A 25,028-nucleotide genomic window follows, 5' to 3' on the forward strand; every position below is an offset into this window, starting at 1 on the left:
CATGCGGGACGGCCTTTTAACTTCCCCGAAGGAAGAACCAAGGGCCCGCAAGAGCCCGCCCGCACAAGGCAGTTGGGGGCGATATGCTGCAATTCATACTGAGGCGTCTGGCGGTCATGATCGTGACGATGATCTGCCTGACGCTGGTGGTCTTCTATCTGGTCAATCTCGAGCCGAATCTGAAAAAGCTCGCGCTTGAGCAGAACAACAACCGCATGACCGAGGAAGCGGTCGAAAGCTGGCTTGTCAAGGAAGGCTACCGGCGACCGCTGCTGGAACGCTACGCCGAGTGGATGGGCAATGCGGTGACCGGCGATTTCGGCCGCTCGACGCGCTTCCGCAAGCCCGTCGCGGAAGTTCTCGGCCCCCGCATCGGCTATACTGGCACGCTGATGTTCTGGGTGATGATCACGATGGTGCCTGCGGCCCTGCTGATCGGCGTCCTCGCGGGCATGCGGGAGGGATCGAAAACGGATCGAAGTCTCTCGGTCGTCTCCATCGCCTCAACGGCAACGCCCGAATATGTCTCGGGCATCCTCTTCACGGTGCTGTTCGCCTCCTGGCTCGGCGTCCTCAAGGGCGTCTCGAAAGCCGGCGGCATCAATTTCAACAATTTCGCCCTGCCCGTCATGACCATGGCGATCTACGGCATGGGCTACATCGCACGCATGACCCGGGCGTCCATGGCCGAGGTGATGACGGCGCAATATATCCGCACTGCCCGTCTGAAAGGACTTTCGTTCCGGGCCCAGGTGCTGCGTCACGCGCTTCGGAACGCGCTGATCGCGCCTTTCACGGTGATCATGCTGCAGTTCCCGTGGCTGCTGACGGGCGTCGTAATCGTCGAGAAGCTGTTCAATTACAAGGGGTTCGGCTGGACACTGGTGGAAGCGGCAGACAATAACGATATCGACCTGCTGCTCAGCTGTTCCCTCGTTTCCGTCGTCGTCGTGCTGCTCACCCAGCTCATATCCGACATCGGCTATGCCTACCTCAACCCGCGTATCCGCGTGAATTAGGCGGGAGAGTTCTGATGTTGGAATATATCGGTTTCTTTGAAATCTGGGCGACCGTGATCGGCCGCTTCTGGCCGGTCTGGCTCTCCCTCGTGGCGCTCCTCGGTGCGAGCTACCATTTCCGCCGCAGCCTCAGCCTCTACGGCCGCCTGTTCGACAGCCGGATCGGTATGATCGGCCTGGTCATCGTGCTGTTCTGGATTCTGACGGCTCTCTTTGCCGACATGGTCGCGGTGTTCGACCCGCTCCAGCAGTTCGCGCTGCTCAAGCGCAAGGCGCCGGGCGTCATCGACGCCGAGACCGGAAAGGCCCTTCTGTTCGGCGCCGACAATCTCGGCCGCGACCTGTTCAGCCGCATGGTGCACGGCTCGCGCTTCGTCCTGGTGATCGCGCCGGCGGCGACGCTCTTCGCCTTCATCGTCGGCATCACCATCGGGCTTCCGGCCGGTTATTACGGTGGGAAGATCGACGCGATCATGTCGTTCCTCGCCAATCTGGTGCTCGCCTTCCCGGTGATCCTGCTGTTCTACCTGCTGGTCACCCCCGGGATCCGCGAAACCCCGATCCCCGTCGCCATGGCCGGGTTTTTCTTCATCTTCCCGATCATCTTCTTCGGAGTCCTGTTCTACAGCCGCTACGCGACCCGGCCGACGCTGCTGATCGTCCAACTCATCGGCGTGTTTCTGATCGGCGGCTGGCTCTATTCCGGTCTTGTGTTCAATTCCGATCCGCTCGGGATCATCACGCTGGAGCCGAACGAGCTGAACATCTTCGCCTCGGTGGTCTTCGTGAACTCGCCGACCGTGTTCCGGATCGTCCGGGGCATCACCATGGACATCAAGACGCGGGACTATGTCGCGGCGGCCCAGACGCGCGGCGAGAACGCCTGGTACATCATGCTCTGGGAGATCCTGCCGAATGCCCGCGGGCCGCTGATCGTCGATGCCTGTCTGCGGATCGGCTACACAACGATCCTGCTCGGCACGCTCGGTTTCTTCGGACTCGGCCTCGCCCCGGAGAGCCCGGACTGGGGATCGATGATCAACCAGACCCGCGCCTTCATCCGCATCGTGCCGACGATCGCCCTGCCCCCGACACTGGCGCTCGCCATGTTCGTCCTCGGCCTCAATCTGCTGGCCGACGGACTGCGCGAGCAGTCGCTGAAAGACTGAGGAGGAAACGGCCATGACCGAACCGATCCTCGAGATCAACAATCTCTCGATTTCCTTCTTCGTCCGCGCCGGAGAGATCCCGGCGGTGATGGATTTCTCATGCAAGGTGATGCCGGGCGAGGCCATGGGGCTGGTCGGCGAGTCCGGCTGCGGCAAGTCCACCGTGGCGCTCGGCATCATGCGCGATCTCTCGAACCGGGGGAAAATCACCGCCGGCTCGATCAAATTCAAGGGCCGCGACCTGACAACGATGAGCGAGGCGGAACTTCGCAGGATCCGCGGCTCCGAGATCGCCATGGTCTATCAGGAGCCGATGGCGAGCCTCAATCCGGCGATGCGGATAGGCCGCCAGCTGATGGAAGTGCCGATGCTGCATGAGAAGGCCTCGGTCGACGAGGCCTATGACCGTGCGCTCGAAATGCTGCAGGCTGTGCGGCTGCCCGATCCCGAGCGGATGATGGATTCCTATCCGCACCAGCTCTCCGGAGGCCAGCAACAGCGCATCGTCATCGCCATGGCCCTGCTCTCGAAACCTGCCCTGCTACTGATGGACGAGCCGACCACCGCGCTCGACGTCACGGTCGAAGCCGGGATCGTCGAGCTGGTGAAGGAGCTCGGCCAGCGCTTCGGCACCTCGATGCTCTTCATCTCGCACAATCTCGGCCTGATTCTGGAGACCTGCGACCGGATCACGGTGATGTATTCCGGCGAGGCGGTGGAAACCGGCAGCGTGAAGGACGTCTTCGACCGGATGCGGCATCCCTACACCCAGGGCCTCTTCCGCTCGATCCCGCTACCGGGCGCCGACAAATACGCTCATCCCCTCGTCGCCATTCCCGGTCAACTTCCGCTGCCGCACGAGCGGCCTCGCGGCTGCAATTTCGGGCCGCGTTGCTCCTACTTCGAAGCAGGAAAATGCGATGCCGGTGAGATCCCGATGATCGATACCGGCATGGAGGGGGCGCATTTCACCAGATGCGCCAGGGTCTCCGAGATCGACTGGGACGCCCCGCTGGTGCACGAGAACGTCGTCGAGGCCACCGAGCCCGGCGAGACCATCCTGAAGATCCAGGGTCTCAAGAAATATTACGAGGTCGCGGCCAACAAGATGTTCGGCGGCGGCGAGACCCGGGTGGTGAAAGCCAACGAGGAAATCACCTTCGATGCGCGGGAAGCGGAGACGGTCGCCATCGTCGGCGAGTCCGGCTGCGGCAAGTCCACGCTTGCGAAGATCCTGCTCGGCCTGGAAACAGCAACGGACGGCACGGTTTCCCTCGGCAACAAGGAAATCGGCAGCACCGATATCGGCGACCGCGACACCAATACCATCAGCTCGATCCAGATGGTGTTCCAGAACCCTTTCGACACACTCAATCCGAGCCATTCGGTCGGGTCCCAAATCGTCCGCACGCTCGAGCGTTTCGGCATCGGCAAGACGCCTCAGGAACGCGAAAACCGGATGCTGGAGCTGCTGGACCTGGTGAAGCTGCCGCGCGAGTTCGCGAAACGCATGCCGCGTCAGCTCTCCGGCGGACAGAAGCAACGGATCGGCGTCGCCCGCGCCTTCGCCGGCGCGCCAAAGGTCGTGGTCGCGGACGAGCCGGTTTCCGCCCTCGACGTTTCCGTTCAGGCAGCCGTGACAGAGTTGTTGATGGATATCCAGCGCTCGTCACGGACGACCATGCTTTTCATCAGCCACGATCTCTCGGTCGTCCGCTATATCGCGGACCGGGTGATCGTAATGTATCTCGGCCATATCGTGGAACAGGGCACGACCGAGGAAGTCTTCGCGCCGCCTTATCACCCCTATACGGAAGCCCTGCTGTCAGCCATTCCGATCGCGGACACCAAGATCTCGAAGAAGCACATCGTGCTGGATGGCGATATCCCGTCAGCCATGAACCCGCCGAGCGGCTGTCCGTTCCAGACACGATGCCCTCACAAGAGCGAGGTGCCGGGGAACCGATGCGAGACCGAGCTGCCGGCAACCCGTACCATTGAAGGCGGGCACCGGATCAAATGCCACCTCGCGGACGATATCCTGAAACGGATGGAACCGGTCGTCGCGCTGGCCTGATCGGGGCCATCCGGTCCGCACAAACAAAAAGGGCGGTCTTCGCAGACCGCCCTGATCACTCCTTCCATGAGCCCCGCGAAGAGCCCCTGGAAGAACCCTTAAGCGTCGCCCGGCAATGCCTGGGAGACGGACTTCACCATTTCGGTGATGCGCTTGCGCACACCGACATTGGTGATGTTGTAGTACGCGCGGACAAGTTCCAGCGTTTCACGCCGAGCCATCGGGTCGTTCGGCTTCTCCTCGTACTCCGCCGTCGTCGTTCCCGCGCGCACCTTGCGCGGGGAATTGGCAGCGGTGTCGTCCGTCATGTCGTCGAAGAAGAAGCTGACGGGGACATCGAGGATCTGTGCGATGTCCCAAAGACGGGACGCGCTGATCCGGTTGGAACCGCGTTCGTACTTCTGGACCTGCTGAAAGGTAATATTCAGAGCCTCACCCAGCTGCTCCTGGCTCATGCCAAGAAGGGTGCGGCGCAAACGGACCCGCCGTCCGACATGGACGTCGATCGCGTTGTTGTTGGTCACGCGAAAGTTCGGATCGTCATTACCATTCATTGCTTGCTTTGCTGCGGCCATTATCAGTCTCTAGCAGTTTCAGTGAAGTTGATGCCCGGTCGGAAGAATCAAACATAAGACCGAGCGTGGCGGGTTTCTACAACGTCCCGGTGTTTTTTCCAACAAAAACTAAAGGATTCGTAGAATATTATCTGGTGACAACCAAGTCAATATTAATTTTCGTTAACTAATATTTTTCTCTCGACTCAAATAAAACAAAGTCTACATCAAAAATAGGTAAAGTTATTTTTAATTTCTTCTTGAATTGTCACGTTAACGTAATGAATGCGTCCTTATAGCCTGATTTCGCGGGAAGAATAAGCAAAATCAAAGAGCGTTTTTTGGCAGGGATTTTCGGAATGGCGCGGGCGCGCGCGGCACACCCCGGCAGCCTCATCTCAAAACCGACGATGCAGCCATGACTTCTGTCGTCGCTCGGCTAGACAAGAAGCCCCCCAAAAGAGGCACCATTACGGCAACAAAAAGGTCATTTCGCAGAAGGAAGACGGACATGGCAGAGGCCGGGCGCCGCACGAGACGGCGGGAAAGAACGCGGGACCGCGCTGCCAGCGAGAGCCCTAAGCAGCGGATCAAACAGAGTGTTTGGCGCCACCTCCGCTCGCCATATCCGCCGCTGCCACTGGTCTCCGAGGACGAACTTGAGGCCATTCACACCGCCTCGCTCCGCATCCTCTCTGAAATCGGCATCGATTTCCTCGACGATACAGCCCGGACCATTTTGAAACAGCACGGCGCCGAAGTGAGGGGCGGGTCCGAACGCGTTCGCCTCGACCCCGAGATGGTTTTGGAATACGTCGCCAAGGCCCCGTCCGAATTCACACTCCATGGCGGTCGCCCGGAGCGGGATCTGACCTTCGGCAGCAATCACGTCAATTTCTGCTGCATCGCCAGCGCGCCCTTCTGCAGCGATCTGGAAGGCGGACGCCGGGACGGCAATTATGCAGACTTCAACAACTTCTGCCGCCTGACTCAGAGCGCAAACATCCTCCACATGTTCGGCGGCTATCCGGTCGAGCCGATCGACCTGCCGCCGGACACGCGGCATCTCGACTGCCACTATTCCTTCCTGACACTGTCGGACAAGGTGCACCACGCCTATTCGCTCGGCCGCCAGCGCCCGTCCGACGCCATCGACATGCTCTGTATCGCCCGCGGCGAGACCCGCGACAGCATCGCCGAGCGCCCGGGCATGCACAGCATCATCAACACCTCCTCGCCGCTCCGGGTCGATATCCCGATGCTGCAGGGCCTGATGGAGATGAGCGCGCACGGCCAGGCGATCTGCGTCACCCCATTCACGCTCTCCGGCGCCATGAGCCCCGTCACCATTGCCGGTGCCCTCGCCCAGCAGAACGCGGAGGCGCTGGCGGTCATCGCCTTCACCCAGATGGTGCGCGCAGGCGCACCCGTGATCTATGGCGGTTTCACCTCCAACGTGGACATGCGCAGCGGTGCACCCGCTTTTGGAACCCCGGAATATGCCAAGGCCGCCCTCGTCGGCGGTCAGCTGGCACGGAAGTACGGCCTGCCGTACCGATCCACCAACGCCAACGCCTCGAACGCGCCGGATGCGCAGGCGGCCTGGGAATCCATGATGTCGCTCTGGCCGGTCATACTCGGCCATACCAACATGGTGATGCACGCGGCTGGCTGGCTGGAGGGCGGGCTCACCGCGTCCTTCGAAAAGTTCGTCATCGATCTCGAGCTGCTGCAGGGAATGGCGTCCTTCATCGAGCCCCTGGAGATCTCGGAGGCGAGCCTCGCCATCGACGCGATCAAAGATGTCGGGCCCGGCGGACATTTCTTCGGCACCCCGCACACGCTGGAGCGCTACGAGACCGCCTTCTACGAGCCGCTGCTCTCCGACTGGCGGAATTTCGAGAGCTGGGAGGAAGCCGGCAGCCTCGACGCCACCGCCCGCGCGAACCGGCTCTACCGCGCCATGCTGGATGCCTACGAGGCGCCGAAAATCGATCCGGCCATCGACGAGGAACTGAAGGCCTATATGGCCAAACGCCGCGAGAACCCGGGTATTCAGCAATAAAGAACGGCCTTCCCCGAGGGAGAAGGCCGCGAGAGTGCACGCGGGGAGGATCTAGAGGTGCGGATGCACCGGGCTCTCCTTCGCCCGGAAGAGCCAGTGGCGGGCGATTTCCCGATACCCTCGATAGATCCGCTCCGAGGGACGCGCGGTATTGAGCCGCCGCACCGCCTCGTAGCGTGGCAGGCGGTACCAGGGCACACCCGGCTTGTCGTGATGGGCGACATGCAGGTTGTTGTTGAGGAACAGCAGCGCGAAAGGCGGTTCCGCCTCGACGATGGCGGTCCGGTCCTCCGGCTCCGGCGCGGCATGATGCTCCGCGAAGGAGCGCAGCAGCAGCAGGCTGGTTCCGGGATAGGCGAAACAGAGCAGATAGGTCCAAAGAGACATCTCGCAGACCAGCAACACCCAGGAAAGGAGCAGCCCTGCGCCAGCCGCGTGCATGGCCCAGGCTCTAAGATCCGCCCGCCCACGCACAACCTTCAGCGCCTCCCGGCAGAGAAACAGCCCGGCCACGAAAGCGGGACCGATCAGCAGGCGCCCGGCAAGCGCGTTGACGACCCGGTGCAGAACCCGGCGCGGTGTCGAGTAAAGCGCCCACTCCCCTGGCGTCACATAGAAGGATTCCGGATCCTCGATCGGATCGGTCAGATACTCGTTCTCGTGATGTTTGAGATGGCTGTCCCGGTAGATGCCATACGGCACCCAGAGCATCAGCGGGAGCCCGGCGAGCGCGGCATTGAGCCAGCCGACCCGGGTCGGGTGGCCGTGGATGGCCTCGTGCTGGTAACTCGCATGCCAGCAGACCAGAGGCGCTCCGATCAGCGGCAGCAGCCACGGAGGCACCGCGGCATGCCACCAGGTCGCGGCTGCGAAAAGGCCGTGAATGGCCAGCCACAAGCCGACGGTCGGCCATTCCACGGCGGGTACGGATTGCAAGGAAACGGTGCGTTCCTCCCCGAGGGAACGGGCCGCTTCAGTACCTCCAAGAGGCATTCGGTCCACAGATCGCTCAAACATGCGGGCAGGCTAGCGTCCGATATTGCACCGCAACAACGAGCGTTTGCGCCATTATTGCCACAAATGTTGAAATTTCACTCTATATGCTGATAATTCAAAACATCGCTGAATTTTTACCTTGAGTGCCTCCTTGGACCGCAGAGACACAGTCGAGATCTTTCGGACCCGGCTCGCCGAGAGCATGGAGCGCGCCGGCGTGAATCGCTCCGGCCTGGCAAAACGTGTCGGTGTCGACCGTTCGACGCTTTCCCAATTGCTCTCCGCGGAGAACGACCGTCTGCCCCGCGCCGATACGGTCGCGGCGATCGCCGCTGCGCTCCAGGTCAGCCTCGACTGGCTCCTCGGGCTCACCCAGCAGGAGCAGCTCGGCGCGGAGATCCTGCAGCGTTCGATTCATGTGACCGAGGCCTCGCGCGCTGCGACGGACCGCAACATCGCCGAGTGGCACGCCGAGGCGGCGGGCTACAAGATCCGTTACGTGCCGTCCAACCTGCCCGACCAGATAAAGACGCCGGAAGTCGTCGCCTACGAGCATGGCGCCGTCGAGGATTTCGAACGCGAGAGCGCGATCGAGCGCACCCAGGACCGCCTCGCCTATACGAGACGGCCGGATACCGACATCGAGATCTGCATGTCCCGCCAGGCACTCGACGATTTCGCCGCCGGCGCCGGGATCTGGCATGACCTCGCCCCTGACCTCCGGCTAACACAGCTCGAACAGATCCTCCGGCTGCACGAGGAGCTCTACCCGCGCATGCGGATCTATCTCTTCGACGGGCGCATGGTCTATTCCGCGCCGCTGACGATCTTCGGCCCTCTGCGCGCCTCGCTCTATCTCGGGCAGAGCTTTTTCGTCTTCAATACGACCGAGCATATCCGCACGCTGACCCGTCATTTCGACCAGCTGATCCGCGATGCCGTCGTGCAAAGCCATGCCTTGCCGGATCATGTCCGGAACTTGATCCGGACATTTCCGAAAGGTGCCCCCGAATGATCGCCACGCTCGACATGTACGATCTGCCGGAGATCCGGGAGGCCACCGACGCATGGTGGCAAGCGCTCGCGCGCGGCTTCGAGGCAGAGGGTCTTACCGGTGTGCCGCAAACGCGCACCCGGCTGGCCGAGGAGAGCGACGCCTGGTCCCGGCCGGATCTTTTCTTCACACAGATCTGCGGCTATCCCCTGCGCAGGTTCCACAAGGACGGACTGACCGTCCTCGGCGCGCCCTGCTACGAGGCCGAAGGCTGCAACGGGCCGCGCTACAGGAGCGCCGTTATCGTGCAAAGCGGCGCCGGGATCACCTCGATCGAAGGTCTCCGCGGTCAGAGACTGGCCTATAACAACTCGTCCTCCCAGTCCGGGATGAGCGCGCTGCGGGCTCTGCTGGCGGAACAGGGTGCCGGCCCCGGGTTTTTCGGCGATGCGATCCGCAGCGGAGGACACCGGATGAGTGTCGCCCTGGTCACATCCGGCGAAGCCGATGTCGCGGCGGTGGACTGCGTGACCTGGGCGCTGCTCCGCAAGTACGCACCGGAGGAATGCGCCGCCGTCGAGATCCTCGCCTGGACGCCGGACGCGCCGGGCCTTCCCTATGCGGTTCGGGCGGGCGCCGCCCCAGCCTCGATCGCGGCGATGCGGCGGGGAATAGAGCGCGCGCTTGCCGATCCGTCCGCCAAGGAAGCGCGTGCCGCCTTGCTGATCGATGGCTTCACGCCGCTCGCCGATCACAATTACGTGGAAATCGACGAAATCGAGACCTTTGCCGTCGAACGAGGACTGCCTTCCCTCTTCTGACCTTGTTGCGCCCTTTCGCGCGCGGCAAGATCCGCGCCGAAGTCGATCCGCCTCAAGGGAAGGAAAGCCAACATGGCCATTACATTCTACGATCTGTCCGCGAAGAACGGCGCCCGCTTCAGCCCCTATGGCTGGCGTGCGCGCATGGCGCTTGCACATAAAGGCCTCGAAGAGGCGGCAACGGTCGAGCATGTGCGGTTCGGCGAAAAGGAAAAGCTGGAATTCAGTGGCCAGAAGCTCGTCCCGGTCCTGAAGGATGCCGACACGGTGGTCTGCGACAGCTGGGACATCGCCTGTTACCTCGAGGATACCTACCCGGACGCGCCGAGCCTCTTCGGCGGCGAGGCCGGGCGGGGCGGCGCGCTCTTCGTTACGGAATGGGCCAACCGCACGATCACCCCGCTGATTGCCGGGCTCATCGTCCACGATGTGCTGCTTGCCTGCGACGAACGCGACAAGGACTATTTCCGGGAGTCCCGCGAAGCCCGTTTCGGCCGGAAACTGGAAGAGGTCCAGGCCGGCCGCGAGGAGCGCCTGCCGGATCTGCACAAGGCACTCGCACCCGCCCGCGGAGTGATCGAGAAGCAGCCGTATCTCGGCGGCACCGGGCCGAGCTATGCCGACTATGCGTTGTTCGGAACCCTGATGTGGGCACGAATTTCCAGCCCATTCGAACTGCTGTCGGAAGAGGACCCGCTCTGGGGCTGGCGCGAGCGCCTGCTCGACGCCCACGGGGGCGCCGCACGCAAGGAAGCGCCCGTCTCGGCCGCAGCGTGAGGAACCGAGACATGGCACGAGTCCCCGCCCTCAAACCCGAGGACATGAACGACGCACAGCGCGTCATCCACGATGCGATCGTCAGCGGCCCGCGCGGGAAGGTCGAAGGCCCGCTCAAGGTCTGGCTGCACAGCCCCGCGCTTGCAGACAAGGCGCAACAGCTCGGTCAGTTCGCCCGCTACGACAGCTCGCTGGAACCCCGGCTCTCCGAACTGGCGATCATGGTCACGGGGCGCTTCTGGGGCGCTCAGTTCGAGTGGTCCGTGCACAAGCCCTTCGCGTTGAAGGCCGGTATCTCGGAAGCCGTGCTCGACGCGATCCGCGACCGCCGCACACCGCCTTTCGAGAAAGAAGATGAGCGTGTCGTCCATGACGTCTCGTGCGCCTTGCACGAGACCCACAAGATCGGCGATGCGCTTTATGCGGAAGCGCTTGAGGTGCTCGGCCAACAGAAGCTGATCGATCTGGTCGGCGTGCTCGGCTACTACACGCTGATTTCCATGACCATCAACGCCTTCGATGTTCCCCTGGAAGGCGATCAGGTCGCAGAACTGGACTAGATTCAGATACTTGACCTGCAACTTTTGAGACCATGCCGGATGACCAGATAAATTATTTTCTGAAATTCGGCATGGTTAATATTGTGTAAACGGCAGCCTGCGGGTACCCTGTCACCATTAGATAGGAGACGCGTATGACTACCGTATCGCTTGTAATCGTTGGGTGGTGCACCGTCGCTGTAATCGGCGGTATTCTTCTGGGCCGAGGCATTCGCGAGAACTGAGCCGCTTTCAACCCATTGTGTACGCGCACGTGTAAGTAGCGTTTATTTTGCGAATTCCGTTATCAGACCGGTCCGGTTCTCAGGACTATTTCAATCCCGACAATGATCGCGACCATGAAGGCTAGATAGCCGACGAACTGGGCGTGCTCCTCGCCATCGATCACCACCTTGCGCAGCCGCGCGCCGAAAATATCGAACAGCGATACCGTCAGCAGGATGATCAACAGGATCGAGGCGCCGGCCGCGTAATCGAAGCCGCGCAGCGCTTCCGAGAGCGACATCCCGATCCCACCGGCTCCGACGATGCCGAGCACGGTCGCCGAGCGAACATTGGCCTCGAAGCGATAGAGAGAGAACGAGATCCAGAGCGGCAGGACCTGCGGGATGACGCCGAAGATGATCTCCTGCAGCCGCGTGGATCCCGTGGCGCGGATCCCTTCGACCGGCCGCGGATCGATCGCCTCCACAGCTTCGGAGAACAGCTTGGCGAGCGTGCCCGTGGTGTGGATGGTCAGCGCCAGTACGCCGGCCAAGGGTCCGAGACCGACGGCAGCGACGAAGATCAGCGCGAAGACCAGCTCGTTGATCGCCCGGAAGGCGTCCATAAGACGCCGCACCGGGAAATGCAGCCAGGATGGCACCAGGTTGGCCGAGGACATAAGGCCGAACGGTACCGCCAGAATGACCGAGAGGAACGAGCCCCACACCGCCATCTGGACGGTTTCGAGCATCAGGTCGAGATAGCTCCGCCAATAGCGGAAATTCGGCTCCAGAAAATCCCCGAGCAACATCGCCATGTTGCCGCCGCCCGAGAAGATCTGGTCGATCCGGTTCATCTCGGCCGGCGCGAAACTCCAGACCAGCATCACCAGGAACGCGCCCCAGAGGATCATGTCGAAGACCTGTTCCTGGCGGGTGCGCCCCGGCACCTCGATATCCTCGAGGCGGGCACGGTGGTTGTTGGCGGCGATGTCGGTCATGGCTGGCTCCGGAAAGAAAGCGGGGGCCGTATGGCCCCCGCCGAGGACTGGCCCGGAAAACCGGGCCGGTCGGATTACTTGCGCGGGCGGGCAGCCGCCGCGGCGCGGATCTCTGCGATCTTCTTGTCGATCGCGGCGATCTTTTCCTTCTTCTCACCCTTGGACATGGTCGCGTCGCCCTCAATGGACATGCGCTGACGGATCTGGTCCATCTCGTAGAACGGCCAGAGCTGGGCGTTGGAGGACGGCACGAACGGCCCCATGTCGATCACCGCCAGGGTTTCGCGGGCATTCGCAACCTCGGCATCGGTTCCGTGACGGCCATAGGTCATGAAGAAATAGACGATCTTGGCCTTAAGGTCCTCGTTCAGCTCCGGGCGCCAGGCCATCGGATCGGAAGCGATCAGCGGCGAGCGCCAGATTTCCTTCAGTTCCGCGAAGAGCTCCGGCTTCGCCTTCTTCAGGCGGGAATACATGCCCGTCGAGGACGCAACGGCGGCATCGACCTGCTTGGTCGCAACCGAGATCAGGTTGGTCTCGTGGTTGGCGTTGCGGACGGTCTTGAAGCAATCCTTCGGGTTCACGCCTTCCTTGGCGAAAATGAAGGTCGACGGCACCAGGAAGCCGGACGTCGAGTTCGGATCGCCAAGACCGAAATTCAGCGTCTTGCCGCACTTCATGACGTCTTCGTAGGTCAGCGGCGAGTCCTTGTGGACGACCATCACCGAGTGATAGCCGTTGCCGCCCTTGCCTTTGGTGGTCTGGGCGAAGATCTCGGCGCCGGCGCGGTCGACCGCGACCATGGCGGACTTGTTGCCGTACCAGGCGATGTCGACCTTGTCGAAGCGCATGGCCTCGATCACGCCCGCGTAATCCGAAGCGAAGAACGGTTTCACCGGCATGCCGAGCTTGTCCTCGAGCGCCTTCAGCAACGGGCCCCATTTCTCGCGCTGGGCCGAGCTGGACTCAGTGGCGATGATGCCGAAATTGATCTCTTTCGGGTCCTCGCGGTCGGCGAGAGCCGGCAGGGCGCTCGTCGCGAGGCCGGTGGCCAGGACCGCGGCGGCGGTCAGGCGGGTCATGATGGTCATGGGCTCAGCTCCTCTTGGCTGCTGGGGGCAAAGGTCAGGCGGAAGCGATGAGTCGCTTTTCCGCCTGCTCATGGGCCTCGGCGAAATCCTCGGCATCGGGGAGGATCAGTTCCTCGCTCGCCTCGCCATAGATTTCGCGGAGGAAGTCGGTGGTCAGGTCGTGCGACGGGCCGTCGAACACGACGCGGCCGTCGCGCATCGCGATGGTGCGCTTGCAGTAACGCCGCGCGTACTCGACCTGGTGCAGGGAAACGAGCACCGCCGTCCCCTCGCTCCGATTGATGTCGGAGAGGATCTCCATCACCCGGCGCGCCGAGGCCGGATCGAGCGAAGCGATCGGTTCGTCCGCGAGGATCGCCTCGGACTCCTGAACAAGGCAGCGCGCGATGGCTGCACGCTGCTGCTGGCCGCCGGAAAGGGTCGAGGCGCGCTGGCGCGCGGTGAACTCGATCCCGACGCGCGACAGCGCCTGCATAGCGAGCTGCTTCTCGAGATGGGAGAACTGCATCAGCGTGCCGCGCCATTTCGGCATGCGGCCGAGGCGGCCGGCGAGCACGTTGGTCAGCACAGTCAGCCGCGGCACAAGGTTGAACTGCTGGAAGATGACGCCGAGCCGGCGGCGCATATGCGCGACGTCGCGGGAAAGTTTCCCGCCCGATTGCACCCGCTCGCCGAGCACGGTGATCTCGCCGCCCTCGCCGCCTTTATCTGCGACGACGAGGCCGGCGATATGACGAATGAGCGTGGACTTACCGGAGCCGGACGCGCCGATCAGCGCGACCATCTCGCCGGCGCCGATCTCGACCGAGACATCGATCAGCGCCCTGCGGACATTCCCAAAGGTCTTGGAGACGTTCCTGACCTGGATGACTGGCTGTATCTGAGTATCTGACATGCGGCCCCTTCCCGAAGGCCGCGAAATTACTCAGAAGCGTTGACCAGCACGCCGCAAGGGGATGACGGTTTTAAGACTCAGAAGTTACGCAATACCCACAAATTGAAACGGAAGAGTCTCCGTTCGGTCACCGTCCGAACGGGCGCCTCCCCTATTGAGAGCCGGCGCGCTACTTCCTATCTGAGTTCAGATATCAACATAGAGGTCAGGTATGAACGCGCAGAACCTTCTTGAACAATTTCTCGGCACCGGCGCGGCGCAATCGGTCGGGACGGCGGTCACGGTCGCGAGGGACAAGGTCGCCAACAACGGCATGGCTGGTGTTGCAGGGGGGCTCGCCGCGGGCGGCCTGCTCGGCGTCCTTATCGGCAACAAGAAGATGCGCAAAAAAGCCGGCAAACTCGCCGGCGGAGTGGTCGGATATGGCGGCGCCGCCGCGCTCGGAGCCCTCGCCTACCGGGCCTACCAGAACTGGCAGAGCGGCCAGCAGCCCGTCGCCGCGCCGACGGCAGCCTCCCCCGCAACTACGGAAGCACCGCCCGCGGACTCGGCCTTTCTGCCGGCAAATGCGCCGGCGAGCGACGGCCGCCCCTTCGAGCTTGCCCTGGTCCTGGCAATGATCGCGGCGGCCAATGCCGACGGGCATATCGATGCAGAGGAACAGAAACGGATCTTCGAGCGCGTCGGCGCAGCGGAGCTTGGTGCCGAGGACAAGGGTTTCGTCTTCGACGCGCTAAGCAAGCCGCCGAGCCTGCAGGATGTCGCCTCGCTGGCCGAGGGCCCGGAGCAGGGTGCGGAGATCTATCTCGCATCACGCCTATCCATCGACACGGATCACCCGATGGAGCAGGCCTATCTCGATGCGCTGGCAGCACGGCTCGCGCTTCCGGAAGAACTCGTCGCGCATTTGGAGGCGCAGGTCGCGGCTACCGAATAACCCGACGCCTTGATCACCCCCTGGCGGCCTCCTTGCGCCCAACGATCTGCGGACACTCCATTGTCATGACCGCTTCGTCGTCCTGGTTGTAGGTCGTGTATTTGAAGCGCACAAAGCCTCGGTCCGGCTTGGAGCGGGACTCCCGCTTCTCCAGCACCTCCATCTCGACGCGTAGCGTGTCGCCCGGACGCACCGGCTTCAGCCAGTGCAGCTGTTCGATGGTTCCGGCGCCGAGATTGGTCGCTTGAAGACCGTTCGCCTGCCAGGCGAGGCGGAAGCTGACGGCGAGGGTCTGGAAACCGCTGGAAATCACCCCGCCGAAATGGCTCTCCTCGGCGTCCGGGACGCTGATGTGGAAGGGCTGCGGATCGTACTGCCAGGCAAACTCGATGATCTCGGCCTCGGTCATCGTCTTCCGCTGCGAGCCGAGGACCTGGCCGATTTCCAGGTCCTCGAAATGTACCGCCTCCTGCATGGCCCGCTCCTCAGATCGCCGCGGCGATGGCGTCGCCGAGATCCTTCGTCGAGGCCTGGCCGCCAAGATCCGGCGTCTTCGGCCCGCCGCCCGAGATCACCGCCTCGCAGGCCGCGACGATGGCGTCCGCCGCTTCCTGGTGGCCGTGATGTTCCAGCAGCATGGCGCCCGACCAGATCTGCCCGATCGGGTTGGCGATGCCCTTGCCGGCGATGTCCGGGGCCGAGCCGTGCACCGGCTCGAACATGGAGGGATATTTCTTCTCCGGATTGATGTTGGCCGACGGCGCGATGGCAATGGAACCGGCCACCGCCGGACCGAGGTCGGAGAGAATGTCCCCGAAGAGATTGGAGCCGACCACGACATCGAACCAGTCCGGGTGCAGGACGAAATTCGCGGTCAGGATGTCGATATGATACTGATCGGTCTTTAAATCCGGATATTCCTTCGAGACCGCCGCGAAGCGCTCGTCCCAATAGGGCATCGTGTGGATGATGCCGTTCGACTTGGTCGCCGAGGTGACCTTCTCTTTCCCGGTGCGGCGGCAGAGCTCGAAGGCATAACGCATCACCCGGTCGGTGCCGAGGCGGGTGAAGACGCTCTCCTGCATCGCCATCTCGCGGTCGGTGCCCTCGAAGAGCCGGCCGCCGATGGCGGAGTATTCGCCCTCGTTGTTCTCGCGCACGACGTAGAAGTCGATATCCTCCGACGTCCGCCCCACGAGCGGGCAGGTCATGCCTTTCAGCATGCGGATCGGGCGCAGGTTCACATACTGCTCCATCTCCCGGCGGATCGGGATCAGGAGGCCCCAGAGCGAGACATGGTCCGGCACGCCCGGAAAGCCGACGGCGCCGAGGAAGATCGAGTCGAAAGTCTTCAGCTGCTCGATGCCGTCTTCCGGCATCATCTGGCCGGTCTTGTGATAGCGCTCGCAGCTCCAGTCGAACTCGGTGAATTCGTACTCGATGCCGAACTTCGCACCCGCCGCCTCCAGCACCTTGATGCCCTCCGGGATCACTTCCCAGCCGATCCCGTCCCCGGGAATGACAGCGAGCTTCAATTTCGACATTTGGGCCTCCTCCGCCTCATCCATTTATTTGGCCGGCATGATAGGCGGAGGGCGGCGGCTCCCGAAAGCGTCTCCTTCGGGCGGGCTGTCGTTCCGAGCAGGAACAGCGGGGCGTTGCCGCCTCCCGCCGGAGAAGTCTATTTCCCGGTAAATTCCTTGAGCGTCTTTTTTGCTTCCGCGCTCGCCATGAACTTGCGATAGAGCTTCGCGTCAGCGTCCGGCCCTTTCTTCTTCGGCTTTGCCCCGAACTTGGCCTTGGCCCCGGAACTCGCCGCGGCGCGCTTATAATGAACGGAGAAGTAATTCACCATGAATTGCCCGCGCGCGGCGCCCGACCGGTGCGTATGGCGGGTTTCCTCTTCCAGCGCCACGACGCTGTCCTTCATCGCGCCCCCAAAACCGTAAGATTCCTTGTCACCGTCCTTTTTGTCGTCCGATCCACCGCCCGTGAAGAAGCTGACGAAGGAGGTCGCCGACTCGGACGCGGTCTCCGCATTCGTTTCTTCCGCTTTCTCCGATTTCGCAATTCGCTGGTCGGCATTCTCCATCGACCGCCGGACCGCCATGAAAGACATTCCCTTGGTCTCCCATGCGCTGACGGACTTGAGCGCGCCCGTTACATCATTGGCGCCATAGCCGCAGCCCCGCATGATATCCGCGCCCAGCATATCGGCTTGATCTTCCTGAAAGCGGAGCGCGGCATTCTTCATCCGGTCCCCGCCATCCATTCCGATGCTGAGCGCCTTGTTCACGGAGTTCAGGCCCGAGAAAAGATTACTGCCGACCGTGCTCAGGAAACCGCCATTGTCCACTTTCTGGATTTGCTCCTGCACATCCTTGATGGGATCGGCGTCATGCTGCATGACCACATGCGCATATTCATGCGCAATGAAGAAGAGAATGTGCTGCGGCTCCTTGATCCTGACGAAGAGCCGCGGATCGACCAGAATGAGCCCGCTCTTCCGCGCCTCGAGCACCAGACCGTCGCCCTCGTCCCGTGGCCGGTGCGCGATCCTGATATTGACCGGCACCCGCGGCAAATCCGCCTCCAGCCTGTCGAGACAGGAATTCAGCAGGCTGTCGAGAAACCGCACGGCAGCGGGCTTGTCGAGGAATACGTTCCCATTCTTCACAGCATCGATTTCATCCTCGGTCCGCATGCCGACGAGTACCGAAGGATCGAGATTCACGTGCGAGAACTTGGTCTTGTAAACGCGGATCAATCGGTCGTCCGGTAACTCCTGATCGAGCAGTTCCCAATCCTCCTCTCCGTTTTTCAGGACCTTGACCCATCGGTCGCCGGTATTCTCGTCGACCCAGATCTCTCCCTCTTTCGACAGAGCCGCACCGGCCATGCCGAACAGAATGGCGCATGCCAGGAGCGCGGCCCTCATTGCGAGCACCCTGCGCCGAAGCCGCGCCCGGTACCGCTCGCCGCGGCCGACGCCGACGTAACCTGGGTTCGGCATTTCTGCTGAAATTCCGCATCCAGATTGGTCTCAACATCTTCCGCATAGATGAGATATTTGCCCTGACCGGGTATCCGGATCACATAGCCGGCGCCCTCCTCGACCACTTTTTCGATGGCGATGTTCGTGCCTTCAAGGTCGACGCGCAGCACGGTCTTGACCGGGTCATAGGTTTCCGGATTGAACAGGTTCAGCTCCGGCGGGATGATTTTCGATACGCTGGAGGGCATTTTTTCAGCCGCCGCGGCGCTGAGGCTCAAGGTGAGGAAGGCGACGGCAAAGGACGCCTTTCTCAAGACGCGATAAATCGTCATTGAGAGTCTCCAAATGTCTGGCGAAGGGTTCGGCGGTCCGGCGAACGCGCATAGATGCGGACCAATTTGTTCTCGAGCAGGAAAAACCAGTAAGAGCCGGTTGCGCCGCGCACGACGGCGATCAGTCCAAACAGGCCGAGCAGATTGAGCGGCGCCAGGCGGAACGCCCAGATTTGCAGTGCCGCGATCGCGAACAGGGCACTCAGGTAACCGCCATTCGCTGTCAGGAGGACAACGAGACGCCGAAGGATCGGATCGCCACCCGACTTGAGAAAGTGTGTGGTGGAGAAGGAAGTATAGGAATGAACCGCCGCGAAGAGGATGAACACGGCGTAGGAAACCGTCGAGGAGGCAAAAACGAACGGCGGTAGCCCCAGATGCTCGAACGGCGACGGCACGGTGATCTTGGAGCGCAGATAATCCGCCCCGGCCGTGTGGAGGTTCTGAAGCGCCATTGCATGCCGATAGCCTGAAGACACTGGCGGATTGGTCGGGGACTGCACGAAAGCCGACACGGCGGAGAGCGCCTGGCCGTATACGACGTCCTTGCCCTTGATCCGGTCGCCCAGCTCCTTTTCGAAGTCCACCCCACCCTGCACCCCTTCCATCAGCAAATTCGAGACCGAGATGAGCGGCATGTGCGGACAAGGCTCCGCCGCTTCGCTCATGCCTCCGGAGAGCGTTGTCGCCGCCACATCGAGAAAAATATTCGCGGACTGCGGTAGAACTCCTCGGATCGTAGACGAAACTTGTCCGAAGAATGAAAGGCCGGACGGGTCCGATCCGTCCTTTTCAGTGCTCGGATCCGGGTCGTATTTGCAGGAGGTCAGAAAATGATTCCGGTCAGAGCGAATGAGCCCCCACTGGATCTGAAGGGGCTCGGCAAATGCGTCGTCGAAAGAGCCGCCATGAAAACTCTCAAGACAGTCACCCGATTGGGCGCACCGGTCTTTGTAAAGGGCATATGCCGGCGACAGATGTCTGCGTTTGCCGAACTTTGACGCACTGCCTGTGTAGAGAAAGTAGCTGTCCTGCTGGAACGCGTTGACATCAATCTTCGTGAGGACCGGCCGGGTCAACACGTGCAACTCTTCGATTTGCCGGCGGCGCTCCTCGACCGGAACGAAGACCGGTACGGGTTTGCCGGAGACACCGCTCAGATCTCTCGTTTCGCAGTCTAACCCGGCCCGCCCCCCGCCTTCTGTCGAGCGATCCACGACACGCTTCGCCGGGTCTTTATATCGCTCCAGCGTCTTGATCAGGCACGGGAACTTCGCGTCATCTCGACTGTCGACGAAGAGGAAATCGACAAAAACCGCGCGCGGCTCGAACTGAAGAATTCGCTCGAGGACCTTTGCGTGAATGGCATAGGAAACCGGCCATTTCCAGCCCTGCCCTTTCAGATCGGCGTCGTCGATCAGAACAAGCGGGACTTCTTGATCCTTCGGAACGGAAGAATAGAACGGAGCGGAAAAGAGGTTGTAGACCCAGTAGGAATAGCGTGCGCTCACCTCCTTCAAGCCGAAGAGGTCGGTCGCGAAAGCGAGAGATCCGAATGCGAGAGCGATGCCAAGGCGGATGATCCGCTTTTCAAGCCAGTTGGGGTCTTCCGCGACTTTCTTGAGCCGATATCCCGCGAGCTGCTCCCTGATCAGCGCTCCGAATTTCCGGATCCAAGACTTTCTTGAAGCAAGCGCCATACCGTGCGCACCCCTTAACGCGTGAGAATCGCACTCTCCACAATTTTTACGCGACACCAAAGTTAACGAAATTGCTTAAGATCGAAAGAAATTCGATTTTGTTTTTTTGAATATCCATTCTTTATGGAGACGAACTCCAACTGAGGCGTTCGTTCCGGTGGTAGCAATCCCGGGTCTTGTCGTACCGTTCTTGACAAAGCGGAAACCGGTCCGCAGGTTGGACTGATCGTGATGCTGGGGTGTTTCGGGCGTCGTACCGGAACTGAGAGGATACCCATCGAACCTGACCCAGGTAATTCTGGCGCAGGGAGACGTCACCGGACCCGCCGAGCGGACCGTTCGTTGAATCTCCTCTCTCCCCGGCCGTGACTTTCGCCGTTCGAACGAACGGGTCAATTGGAGTGCCGGGAATGTTCCTGAAGAAAACCGCCCTCGTCGTCCTCATCTTTTCCGCCATCGGAACCGCCCGCGCAGAGACCCTGCCCGTACTGGTGCCGATCACCGGCTTCCTCTCGCTGGAAGGCACGGCGCAGCGCAACGGTGCGGTCATGGCCGTCGACATGCTCGGCAAAGAGCTCGGTCTCGAAACCGAAGTGACCGACACCGGCACCTCGCCGGAAGGCGCAGTCACCGCTCTCCGTCGCGCGTTGGGCGGAGCGCCGAGCGCAGCCGTAGCCTCCATGCTGGGGACGCAGATGCTGGCGATGATTCCGGTTGCGGACCGGGCAGGCATGCCGCTGCTGACCGTTTCCGGCACAGCGAAGATCACGGAGCTCGGCAGCGGCAACGTCTTCCGCTTCTTCCCGGGCGACAGCGTGGTCAAGGTCGCGCATGCGAAATATGCGGTCGAGGAACTGGGCGCAAAACGCCCCGCCCTGCTCTACCAGACGACCGCCTACGGGCAGAGCGGCGCGGCGCATTTGAAGAAAACCCTCGCCGAGCTCGGCGCGCCGCTGGTCTTCGAGGAAGGCATCGACATCTCGGTCAAGGACATGCTTCCGGCGCTCACCCGCATGCAGGCCGCAGAGCCCGACATCCTGCTACTGCACCTGCATTCCGGCTCCACCGCGCTCGTCATCCGCCAGGCGCGGGAGACCGGTAATCCGCTGCCGGTGGTGGCCGGGTCCGCCATGCATCAGCCGACCACGGCAGCACTGCTGAATCCGGAACAATTGAAGGGCGTCTGCGCCGAAAGCGCCTCCTCGCCGGTTTCCGAGCAGTCCGGACCGGTCGCGGACTTCACGGCGGCCTACCGCAAGCACTTTGGCACGGAGCCGGACGCATTCGCACTGGCGCAGTATGACGGGACGGCGATGCTGATTGCGGCCAAAAAAGCCGGCGCACAGAGCGCGGACGACGTGCGCGCCTGGCTAGCCGGCAACAGCTATGACGGCCTCGCTATGACCTACAAGTCGGACGGCAAGGGCAATATGGCGCATGACGCGGTGGTGGTTTGCTATGATGGCGCCAGCCGGGTTCCGGCCATCGCCAAGCGCTACGAGAATGTCGACGGCATCCGCTGACGCGGCCATGCTTCCGATATGACCAGCCTCGCCCTCGCGCAGATTCTGCTGAACGGCCTCGCCCTCGGCGCGGCCTATGCCCTGATCGCGCTCGGCTTCGTCATCGTCATCAATGCCGTCGGCGCGGTGAACTTCGCGCAAGGCGAGCTGGTCATGGCAGGCGGCTTTCTCTCCATCGCGCTGGCGCCGTTCGTTGGCGACGCGGCGGGCATTCCCGGCCTGCTCCTCCTGCCTCTGGTCATGGCGCTGATGGGCCTGTTCGGGATCGGATTTGCCCATCTCGCCTATTTCCCGCTGAAGAACCGGCCGCCGGTCGCCGTCTTCGTCAGCACCATCGCCATCGGTCTGGTCCTGCAGCATCTGGCCAACGCCATATTCGGGGCCGCACCGCGGGCGGGACCGCCGCTGATCGCGGGCGACGGCCCGGCGCTCGGCGGCCTTACCCTCTCCCTGCAACAGCTCGCCGTTCTCGCGAGCGCGGCCATTCTCGTCTCCGCAACCGGCCTCTTTCTCGGCAAGACACAGACCGGCCGGCGGATGCGGGCGGTGGCGCAGGACCCGGAAATGGCGGCGGCTATCGGCATCCGCCCGGCGCGAATGATCGCCCTTTCCTTCGCCCTCGCCCTCGCACTCGCGGGGGCTGCGGGCCTGTTGCTCTCGAACCAGTTCTTCGTCAGTCCGAACGACGGCGGGCTCTTCATGCTGAAGGCCTATATCGCGGTCACCATCGGTGGCTGGGGCCGGCTCGACGGCGCCGTGCTCGGCGCTCTGCTGATCGGCCTCTTCGAGACCTTGGTCGCGGCTTTCACCTCCTATCTCGCCGCCGAGGCACTGCTCTATGCCATGCTGCTCGCCATGCTCGCCTTCCGGCCGGGAGGATTGCTGCCGGAACGGACCCGCTCCCGTGTCTGACCGCCGTTCCCAGTTGCTGCTCGCCGGGGCTGTCGCTCTTGCGATCTACGCCGTCTTCTTCGCGGGCGGCTATGCCCATGACGTCCTGGCGCGTGCCGGGATCTATGCCATCGCCGCGATCGGTTACCAGCTCGTCTTCGGACGGCTCGGCGCACTCTCGCTGGCGCAAGGCTGTTTTTTCGGCCTTGGCGCCTACGCCGCCGCCCTGACGGCCCTCAAACTCGATTTCGGCTTTCCACTCACCCTGCTTGCCGGAACCGCGCTCCCGGTTCTGCTGGCCGCCGTCATCGCCGTCCCCGTTCTCCGGCTCTCTTCGCACTATTTCGCCCTCGCCACCCTCGGCATCGCCCAGCTCGCCGTGCTGGCCGCGACCAACTGGACGGACGTGACCGGCGGTGCAAACGGGCTCTACGGCGTGCCGCCTTTGGCGTTCGGCGGAATGCAGATCGAATTCGGCCTGCCGCTCACGCTTCTCGTCTGGACCTGCGTCGGTATCGTGCTCCTGTTCTCGCGCCGCCTGACTGCTGGACGGAACGGTCTCCGGGTCGAGACCTTGCGCGAAGCCCCGAAGGCCGCCGCCGCGCTCGGGATTGACGGGACTGCGATCCGCTTCCGCTTCTTTCTTGTGAGTGCCGCTTTCGGCGGTTTCGCCGGCGCGTTGCAGGCCCACGCGGTCGGCGTCGTCTCGCCGGACGTGCTCTCTTTCCACATTCTCGTGCTGCTGCTGGCGATGACGGTGATCGGCGGGCGCGACTCCCCGCTTGGGGCGGTCCTCGGCGCATTGCTGCTTGTTCACCTTCCGGAATGGTTCCGCGATTTCGCGGATTACTATCTCGTCGCCTACGGTGCCGCCTTGCTCGCCGCGATTATCTTTCTTCCCAGGGGGCTTGCCGGGCTTCTACCGAGTTCAAATCGAAGCGCGTTGCCGGTCCCCGCAACCGCTGTCCCGGCGCGGCGCAACGGCGATACCCTGTCGGTCGAAATGCTTTCCAAGAGGTTCGGCGGCATCGATGCCCTGAAAGACGTTTCGCTGACCGTCGCCCCGGGAGAGATTGTCGGACTGATCGGCCCCAACGGTTCCGGCAAGACGACCTTGGTCAACGTCGTGACCGGGATGGAGAAACCCGACTCAGGACGGGTCCGCTTCGGTCATGCGGACCTAACAGGATTGCCGCCGGAGCATATCGCCAGGGCGGGGATCGCCCGTACTTTCCAGCATCCCCAGATCGCACCGGATCTCACAGTTCGAGAAAGTCTGGATGCGGTCGGTGACGGAGATGCGGAGACATTGCTCGCCCTGGTCGGCCTCGAAAGCGGAGCTGAGACGCGCTCCGGCGCGTTGCCCCCCGCCGGGCAGAAGCGCCTGGAGATCGCCCGGGCTCTCGCCGCCGGCGCCTCCCTGCTCGCGCTCGACGAGCCTGCCGCCGGATTGAGCGATCCGGAGCGGGCGCAGCTTGCGTCCCTTCTCAAAAAACTCGCCGCGGACGGACATGCGATCCTGCTGATCGACCATGCGATGGATTTCCTCCTGCCTCTGGCAGACCGTGTCCTCTGCCTCAGCGCGGGACGGGTCGCCGCCGAGGGCGCGCCGGACGAGGTCGCGCGGGACCGGCACGCCGTCGAGGCCTATTTCGGGGAGAGTCCGCTATGAGCGCGACGGTCCTCGATTTGAAAGGCGTCAGCGTCCTGCGCGCTGGCGCACCGGCGGTCTCGGACCTCGACCTCACGGTCTCGGCGGGCGAGATCGTGGCTCTGCTCGGCCTCAACGGCGCCGGAAAGTCGAGCCTGCTGCGCGGAATCATGGGGCTCGAGCCGGTAAGCGCAGGGATAATCCAGTTTCGCGAACGCGATATCGCGGCCCTCTCCACCGCCGAACGTGCCCGGACCGGGATCGGCTATTGCCCGGAAGGACGCAGGCTCTTCCCCGGCATGACTGTATCGGACACCTTACACGCGGCCTCCGGCGCGCCCACGGCCGAGCGGGTAAAGCGGATCGCGGAACTGATCCGGCTCTTCCCCCTGCTCGACCATATTCTGGAGCAGGAGAGCTGGAGCCTCAGCGGCGGCCAGCAGCAGATCGTCGCCATCGCCCGCGCGCTCATGGGCCGCCCGGAAATCCTGCTGCTCGACGAACCCTCCCTCGGGCTCGCGCCGGTGATCTGCCGCGATCTCTTCCCCGCGATTCGGCATCTCGCGGACCGTGGCGGGGCCATCCTGTTGGCCGAGCAGAGCCTCTCCCAGGCGCTTGCTGTCGCGGATCGGATTGCCGTGATGCACAGAGGCAAACTGGTGCTCGCCGCACCGGCGCCCGAAGTCTCTCACGACCGCTTGAAACGCCTGATGCTTTCGGAGGGTGAACCCGGCTGAGGCATCGTCTATGCTCCCGGCGTTTTCAATCGCCTGCCTT

General features: G+C 62.7%; 23 protein-coding genes and 1 riboswitch. Of the genes, 13 read left to right on the top strand and 10 right to left on the bottom strand.

Translation table 11 applies throughout. The features are described from left to right. The first annotated feature begins 83 nt into the window (after nucleotides 1–83). The 3 genes from NUH88_RS03410 to NUH88_RS03420 are packed head-to-tail and all read left to right on the top strand — an operon-like array spanning nucleotide 84 to nucleotide 4,265. Entirely contained in the window at nucleotides 84–1,019 is a 936-nt protein-coding gene (locus NUH88_RS03410) for an ABC transporter permease (protein WP_257769977.1), read from the top strand. 14 nt (nucleotides 1,020–1,033) lie between these two features. Next, complete coding sequence (locus NUH88_RS03415) at nucleotides 1,034–2,188, top strand: ABC transporter permease (RefSeq protein WP_257769978.1); 1,155 nt, start codon at nucleotides 1,034–1,036, stop codon at nucleotides 2,186–2,188. 13 nt (nucleotides 2,189–2,201) lie between these two features. Beyond that, the gene (locus NUH88_RS03420; protein WP_257769980.1) at nucleotides 2,202–4,265 is read left to right on the top strand and encodes a dipeptide ABC transporter ATP-binding protein; all 2,064 of its coding nucleotides are present in this window, start codon (nucleotides 2,202–2,204) and stop codon (nucleotides 4,263–4,265) included. A gap of 98 nt (nucleotides 4,266–4,363) precedes the next feature. Here the strand turns inward: NUH88_RS03420 and NUH88_RS03425 are convergent, their stop codons facing one another. Beyond that, the gene (locus NUH88_RS03425; RefSeq protein WP_257769982.1) at nucleotides 4,364–4,819 is read right to left on the bottom strand and encodes a helix-turn-helix domain-containing protein; all 456 of its coding nucleotides are present in this window, start codon (nucleotides 4,817–4,819) and stop codon (nucleotides 4,364–4,366) included. 511 nt (nucleotides 4,820–5,330) lie between these two features. On the opposite strand from NUH88_RS03425, the gene NUH88_RS03430 reads away from it, so the two are divergent. Beyond that, a complete protein-coding gene (locus tag NUH88_RS03430) occupies nucleotides 5,331–6,884 on the top strand; it encodes a trimethylamine methyltransferase family protein (RefSeq protein WP_257769983.1) in 1,554 nt (517 codons plus the stop codon). A gap of 51 nt (nucleotides 6,885–6,935) precedes the next feature. Here NUH88_RS03430 and NUH88_RS03435 read toward each other — a convergent pair whose 3' ends face one another. Further along, nucleotides 6,936–7,820, bottom strand: a complete 885-nt coding sequence (locus tag NUH88_RS03435) for a fatty acid desaturase (protein WP_257769984.1) — start codon at nucleotides 7,818–7,820, stop codon at nucleotides 6,936–6,938. A gap of 211 nt (nucleotides 7,821–8,031) precedes the next feature. On the opposite strand from NUH88_RS03435, the gene NUH88_RS03440 reads away from it, so the two are divergent. The 4 genes from NUH88_RS03440 to NUH88_RS03455 all read left to right on the top strand — a co-directional run bounded on the left by NUH88_RS03440 (nucleotide 8,032) and on the right by NUH88_RS03455 (nucleotide 11,032). After that, the gene (locus tag NUH88_RS03440) at nucleotides 8,032–8,895 is read left to right on the top strand and encodes a helix-turn-helix domain-containing protein (protein WP_257769985.1); all 864 of its coding nucleotides are present in this window, start codon (nucleotides 8,032–8,034) and stop codon (nucleotides 8,893–8,895) included. Next, nucleotides 8,892–9,695 (top strand): phosphate/phosphite/phosphonate ABC transporter substrate-binding protein, encoded by an 804-nt coding sequence (locus NUH88_RS03445; RefSeq protein WP_257769986.1) that lies wholly within the window; start codon nucleotides 8,892–8,894, stop codon nucleotides 9,693–9,695. The genes NUH88_RS03440 and NUH88_RS03445 overlap by 4 nt, the downstream gene beginning before the upstream one ends. A gap of 72 nt (nucleotides 9,696–9,767) precedes the next feature. Further along, nucleotides 9,768–10,472, top strand: a complete 705-nt coding sequence (locus NUH88_RS03450) for a glutathione S-transferase N-terminal domain-containing protein (RefSeq protein ID WP_257769987.1) — start codon at nucleotides 9,768–9,770, stop codon at nucleotides 10,470–10,472. 11 nt (nucleotides 10,473–10,483) lie between these two features. After that, nucleotides 10,484–11,032 carry a carboxymuconolactone decarboxylase family protein gene (locus NUH88_RS03455; RefSeq protein WP_257769988.1) on the top strand — a complete coding sequence of 183 codons (549 nt, stop codon included), beginning with the start codon at nucleotides 10,484–10,486 and terminating at the stop codon, nucleotides 11,030–11,032. A gap of 286 nt (nucleotides 11,033–11,318) precedes the next feature. Here the strand turns inward: NUH88_RS03455 and phnE are convergent, their stop codons facing one another. From phnE to phnC, 3 genes are all read right to left on the bottom strand, one after another. Next, nucleotides 11,319–12,236, bottom strand: a complete 918-nt coding sequence (gene phnE, locus NUH88_RS03460; protein WP_257769989.1) for a phosphonate ABC transporter, permease protein PhnE — start codon at nucleotides 12,234–12,236, stop codon at nucleotides 11,319–11,321. A 74-nt stretch (nucleotides 12,237–12,310) separates the two neighbouring features. After that, complete coding sequence (phnD, locus tag NUH88_RS03465; protein ID WP_257769990.1) at nucleotides 12,311–13,327, bottom strand: phosphonate ABC transporter substrate-binding protein; 1,017 nt, start codon at nucleotides 13,325–13,327, stop codon at nucleotides 12,311–12,313. Nucleotides 13,328–13,361: 34 nt separating this feature from the next. Beyond that, nucleotides 13,362–14,222 carry a phosphonate ABC transporter ATP-binding protein gene (phnC, locus tag NUH88_RS03470; RefSeq protein ID WP_257769991.1) on the bottom strand — a complete coding sequence of 287 codons (861 nt, stop codon included), beginning with the start codon at nucleotides 14,220–14,222 and terminating at the stop codon, nucleotides 13,362–13,364. Between the two features lie 211 nt (nucleotides 14,223–14,433). Between phnC and NUH88_RS03475 the strand changes: the two genes are divergently transcribed. After that, entirely contained in the window at nucleotides 14,434–15,159 is a 726-nt protein-coding gene (locus tag NUH88_RS03475; protein WP_257769992.1) for a tellurite resistance TerB family protein, read from the top strand. A 13-nt stretch (nucleotides 15,160–15,172) separates the two neighbouring features. Here the strand turns inward: NUH88_RS03475 and NUH88_RS03480 are convergent, their stop codons facing one another. The 5 genes from NUH88_RS03480 to NUH88_RS03500 all read right to left on the bottom strand — a co-directional run bounded on the left by NUH88_RS03480 (nucleotide 15,173) and on the right by NUH88_RS03500 (nucleotide 20,186). Further along, entirely contained in the window at nucleotides 15,173–15,634 is a 462-nt protein-coding gene (locus NUH88_RS03480) for a MaoC family dehydratase (RefSeq protein ID WP_257769993.1), read from the bottom strand. A gap of 10 nt (nucleotides 15,635–15,644) precedes the next feature. Next, nucleotides 15,645–16,703 (bottom strand): tartrate dehydrogenase, encoded by a 1,059-nt coding sequence (locus tag NUH88_RS03485; RefSeq protein WP_257769995.1) that lies wholly within the window; start codon nucleotides 16,701–16,703, stop codon nucleotides 15,645–15,647. Nucleotides 16,704–16,840: 137 nt separating this feature from the next. Next, nucleotides 16,841–18,097, bottom strand: a complete 1,257-nt coding sequence (locus NUH88_RS03490; RefSeq protein WP_257769996.1) for a M48 family metalloprotease — start codon at nucleotides 18,095–18,097, stop codon at nucleotides 16,841–16,843. Beyond that, nucleotides 18,094–18,486 carry a hypothetical protein gene (locus NUH88_RS03495; RefSeq protein WP_257769997.1) on the bottom strand — a complete coding sequence of 131 codons (393 nt, stop codon included), beginning with the start codon at nucleotides 18,484–18,486 and terminating at the stop codon, nucleotides 18,094–18,096. Before NUH88_RS03495 ends, NUH88_RS03490 begins: the two co-directional genes overlap by 4 nt. Continuing rightward, nucleotides 18,483–20,186 (bottom strand): CHASE2 domain-containing protein, encoded by a 1,704-nt coding sequence (locus NUH88_RS03500; protein ID WP_257769998.1) that lies wholly within the window; start codon nucleotides 20,184–20,186, stop codon nucleotides 18,483–18,485. Before NUH88_RS03500 ends, NUH88_RS03495 begins: the two co-directional genes overlap by 4 nt. Nucleotides 20,187–20,411: 225 nt before the next feature. Further along, nucleotides 20,412–20,514, top strand: a riboswitch (TPP riboswitch). Nucleotides 20,515–20,596: 82 nt separating this feature from the next. Between NUH88_RS03500 and NUH88_RS03505 the strand changes: the two genes are divergently transcribed. The 4 genes from NUH88_RS03505 to NUH88_RS03520 are packed head-to-tail and all read left to right on the top strand — an operon-like array spanning nucleotide 20,597 to nucleotide 24,988. After that, the gene (locus NUH88_RS03505; protein WP_257769999.1) at nucleotides 20,597–21,709 is read left to right on the top strand and encodes an ABC transporter substrate-binding protein; all 1,113 of its coding nucleotides are present in this window, start codon (nucleotides 20,597–20,599) and stop codon (nucleotides 21,707–21,709) included. 18 nt (nucleotides 21,710–21,727) lie between these two features. After that, nucleotides 21,728–22,621 (top strand): branched-chain amino acid ABC transporter permease, encoded by an 894-nt coding sequence (locus NUH88_RS03510; protein WP_257770000.1) that lies wholly within the window; start codon nucleotides 21,728–21,730, stop codon nucleotides 22,619–22,621. Then, nucleotides 22,614–24,272, top strand: coding sequence for a branched-chain amino acid ABC transporter ATP-binding protein/permease (locus NUH88_RS03515; protein ID WP_257770001.1), 1,659 nt, complete (start codon nucleotides 22,614–22,616; stop codon nucleotides 24,270–24,272). Before NUH88_RS03510 ends, NUH88_RS03515 begins: the two co-directional genes overlap by 8 nt. Next, a complete protein-coding gene (locus NUH88_RS03520; RefSeq protein WP_257770002.1) occupies nucleotides 24,269–24,988 on the top strand; it encodes an ABC transporter ATP-binding protein in 720 nt (239 codons plus the stop codon). The genes NUH88_RS03515 and NUH88_RS03520 overlap by 4 nt, the downstream gene beginning before the upstream one ends. The last annotated feature ends 40 nt before the right edge of the window (nucleotides 24,989–25,028 follow it).

The sequence above is a fragment of the Nisaea acidiphila genome, assembly GCF_024662015.1.
Lineage (GTDB): Bacteria > Pseudomonadota > Alphaproteobacteria > Thalassobaculales > Thalassobaculaceae > Nisaea > Nisaea acidiphila.

Coding starts and splice junctions, on each gene's coding strand:
- phnE (WP_257769989.1), bottom strand. CDS start 12,236: ATGACCGACATCGCCGCCAACAACCACCGTGCCCGCCTCGAGGATATC.
- NUH88_RS03455 (WP_257769988.1), top strand. CDS start 10,484: ATGGCACGAGTCCCCGCCCTCAAACCCGAGGACATGAACGACGCACAG.
- NUH88_RS03430 (WP_257769983.1), top strand. CDS start 5,331: ATGGCAGAGGCCGGGCGCCGCACGAGACGGCGGGAAAGAACGCGGGAC.
- NUH88_RS03485 (WP_257769995.1), bottom strand. CDS start 16,703: ATGTCGAAATTGAAGCTCGCTGTCATTCCCGGGGACGGGATCGGCTGG.
- phnD (WP_257769990.1), bottom strand. CDS start 13,327: ATGACCATCATGACCCGCCTGACCGCCGCCGCGGTCCTGGCCACCGGC.
- NUH88_RS03425 (WP_257769982.1), bottom strand. CDS start 4,819: ATGAATGGTAATGACGATCCGAACTTTCGCGTGACCAACAACAACGCG.
- NUH88_RS03505 (WP_257769999.1), top strand. CDS start 20,597: ATGTTCCTGAAGAAAACCGCCCTCGTCGTCCTCATCTTTTCCGCCATC.
- NUH88_RS03420 (WP_257769980.1), top strand. CDS start 2,202: ATGACCGAACCGATCCTCGAGATCAACAATCTCTCGATTTCCTTCTTC.
- NUH88_RS03445 (WP_257769986.1), top strand. CDS start 8,892: ATGATCGCCACGCTCGACATGTACGATCTGCCGGAGATCCGGGAGGCC.
- NUH88_RS03410 (WP_257769977.1), top strand. CDS start 84: ATGCTGCAATTCATACTGAGGCGTCTGGCGGTCATGATCGTGACGATG.
- NUH88_RS03495 (WP_257769997.1), bottom strand. CDS start 18,486: ATGACGATTTATCGCGTCTTGAGAAAGGCGTCCTTTGCCGTCGCCTTC.
- NUH88_RS03450 (WP_257769987.1), top strand. CDS start 9,768: ATGGCCATTACATTCTACGATCTGTCCGCGAAGAACGGCGCCCGCTTC.
- NUH88_RS03415 (WP_257769978.1), top strand. CDS start 1,034: ATGTTGGAATATATCGGTTTCTTTGAAATCTGGGCGACCGTGATCGGC.
- NUH88_RS03510 (WP_257770000.1), top strand. CDS start 21,728: ATGACCAGCCTCGCCCTCGCGCAGATTCTGCTGAACGGCCTCGCCCTC.
- phnC (WP_257769991.1), bottom strand. CDS start 14,222: ATGTCAGATACTCAGATACAGCCAGTCATCCAGGTCAGGAACGTCTCC.
- NUH88_RS03480 (WP_257769993.1), bottom strand. CDS start 15,634: ATGCAGGAGGCGGTACATTTCGAGGACCTGGAAATCGGCCAGGTCCTC.
- NUH88_RS03500 (WP_257769998.1), bottom strand. CDS start 20,186: ATGGCGCTTGCTTCAAGAAAGTCTTGGATCCGGAAATTCGGAGCGCTG.
- NUH88_RS03490 (WP_257769996.1), bottom strand. CDS start 18,097: ATGAGGGCCGCGCTCCTGGCATGCGCCATTCTGTTCGGCATGGCCGGT.
- NUH88_RS03475 (WP_257769992.1), top strand. CDS start 14,434: ATGAACGCGCAGAACCTTCTTGAACAATTTCTCGGCACCGGCGCGGCG.
- NUH88_RS03520 (WP_257770002.1), top strand. CDS start 24,269: ATGAGCGCGACGGTCCTCGATTTGAAAGGCGTCAGCGTCCTGCGCGCT.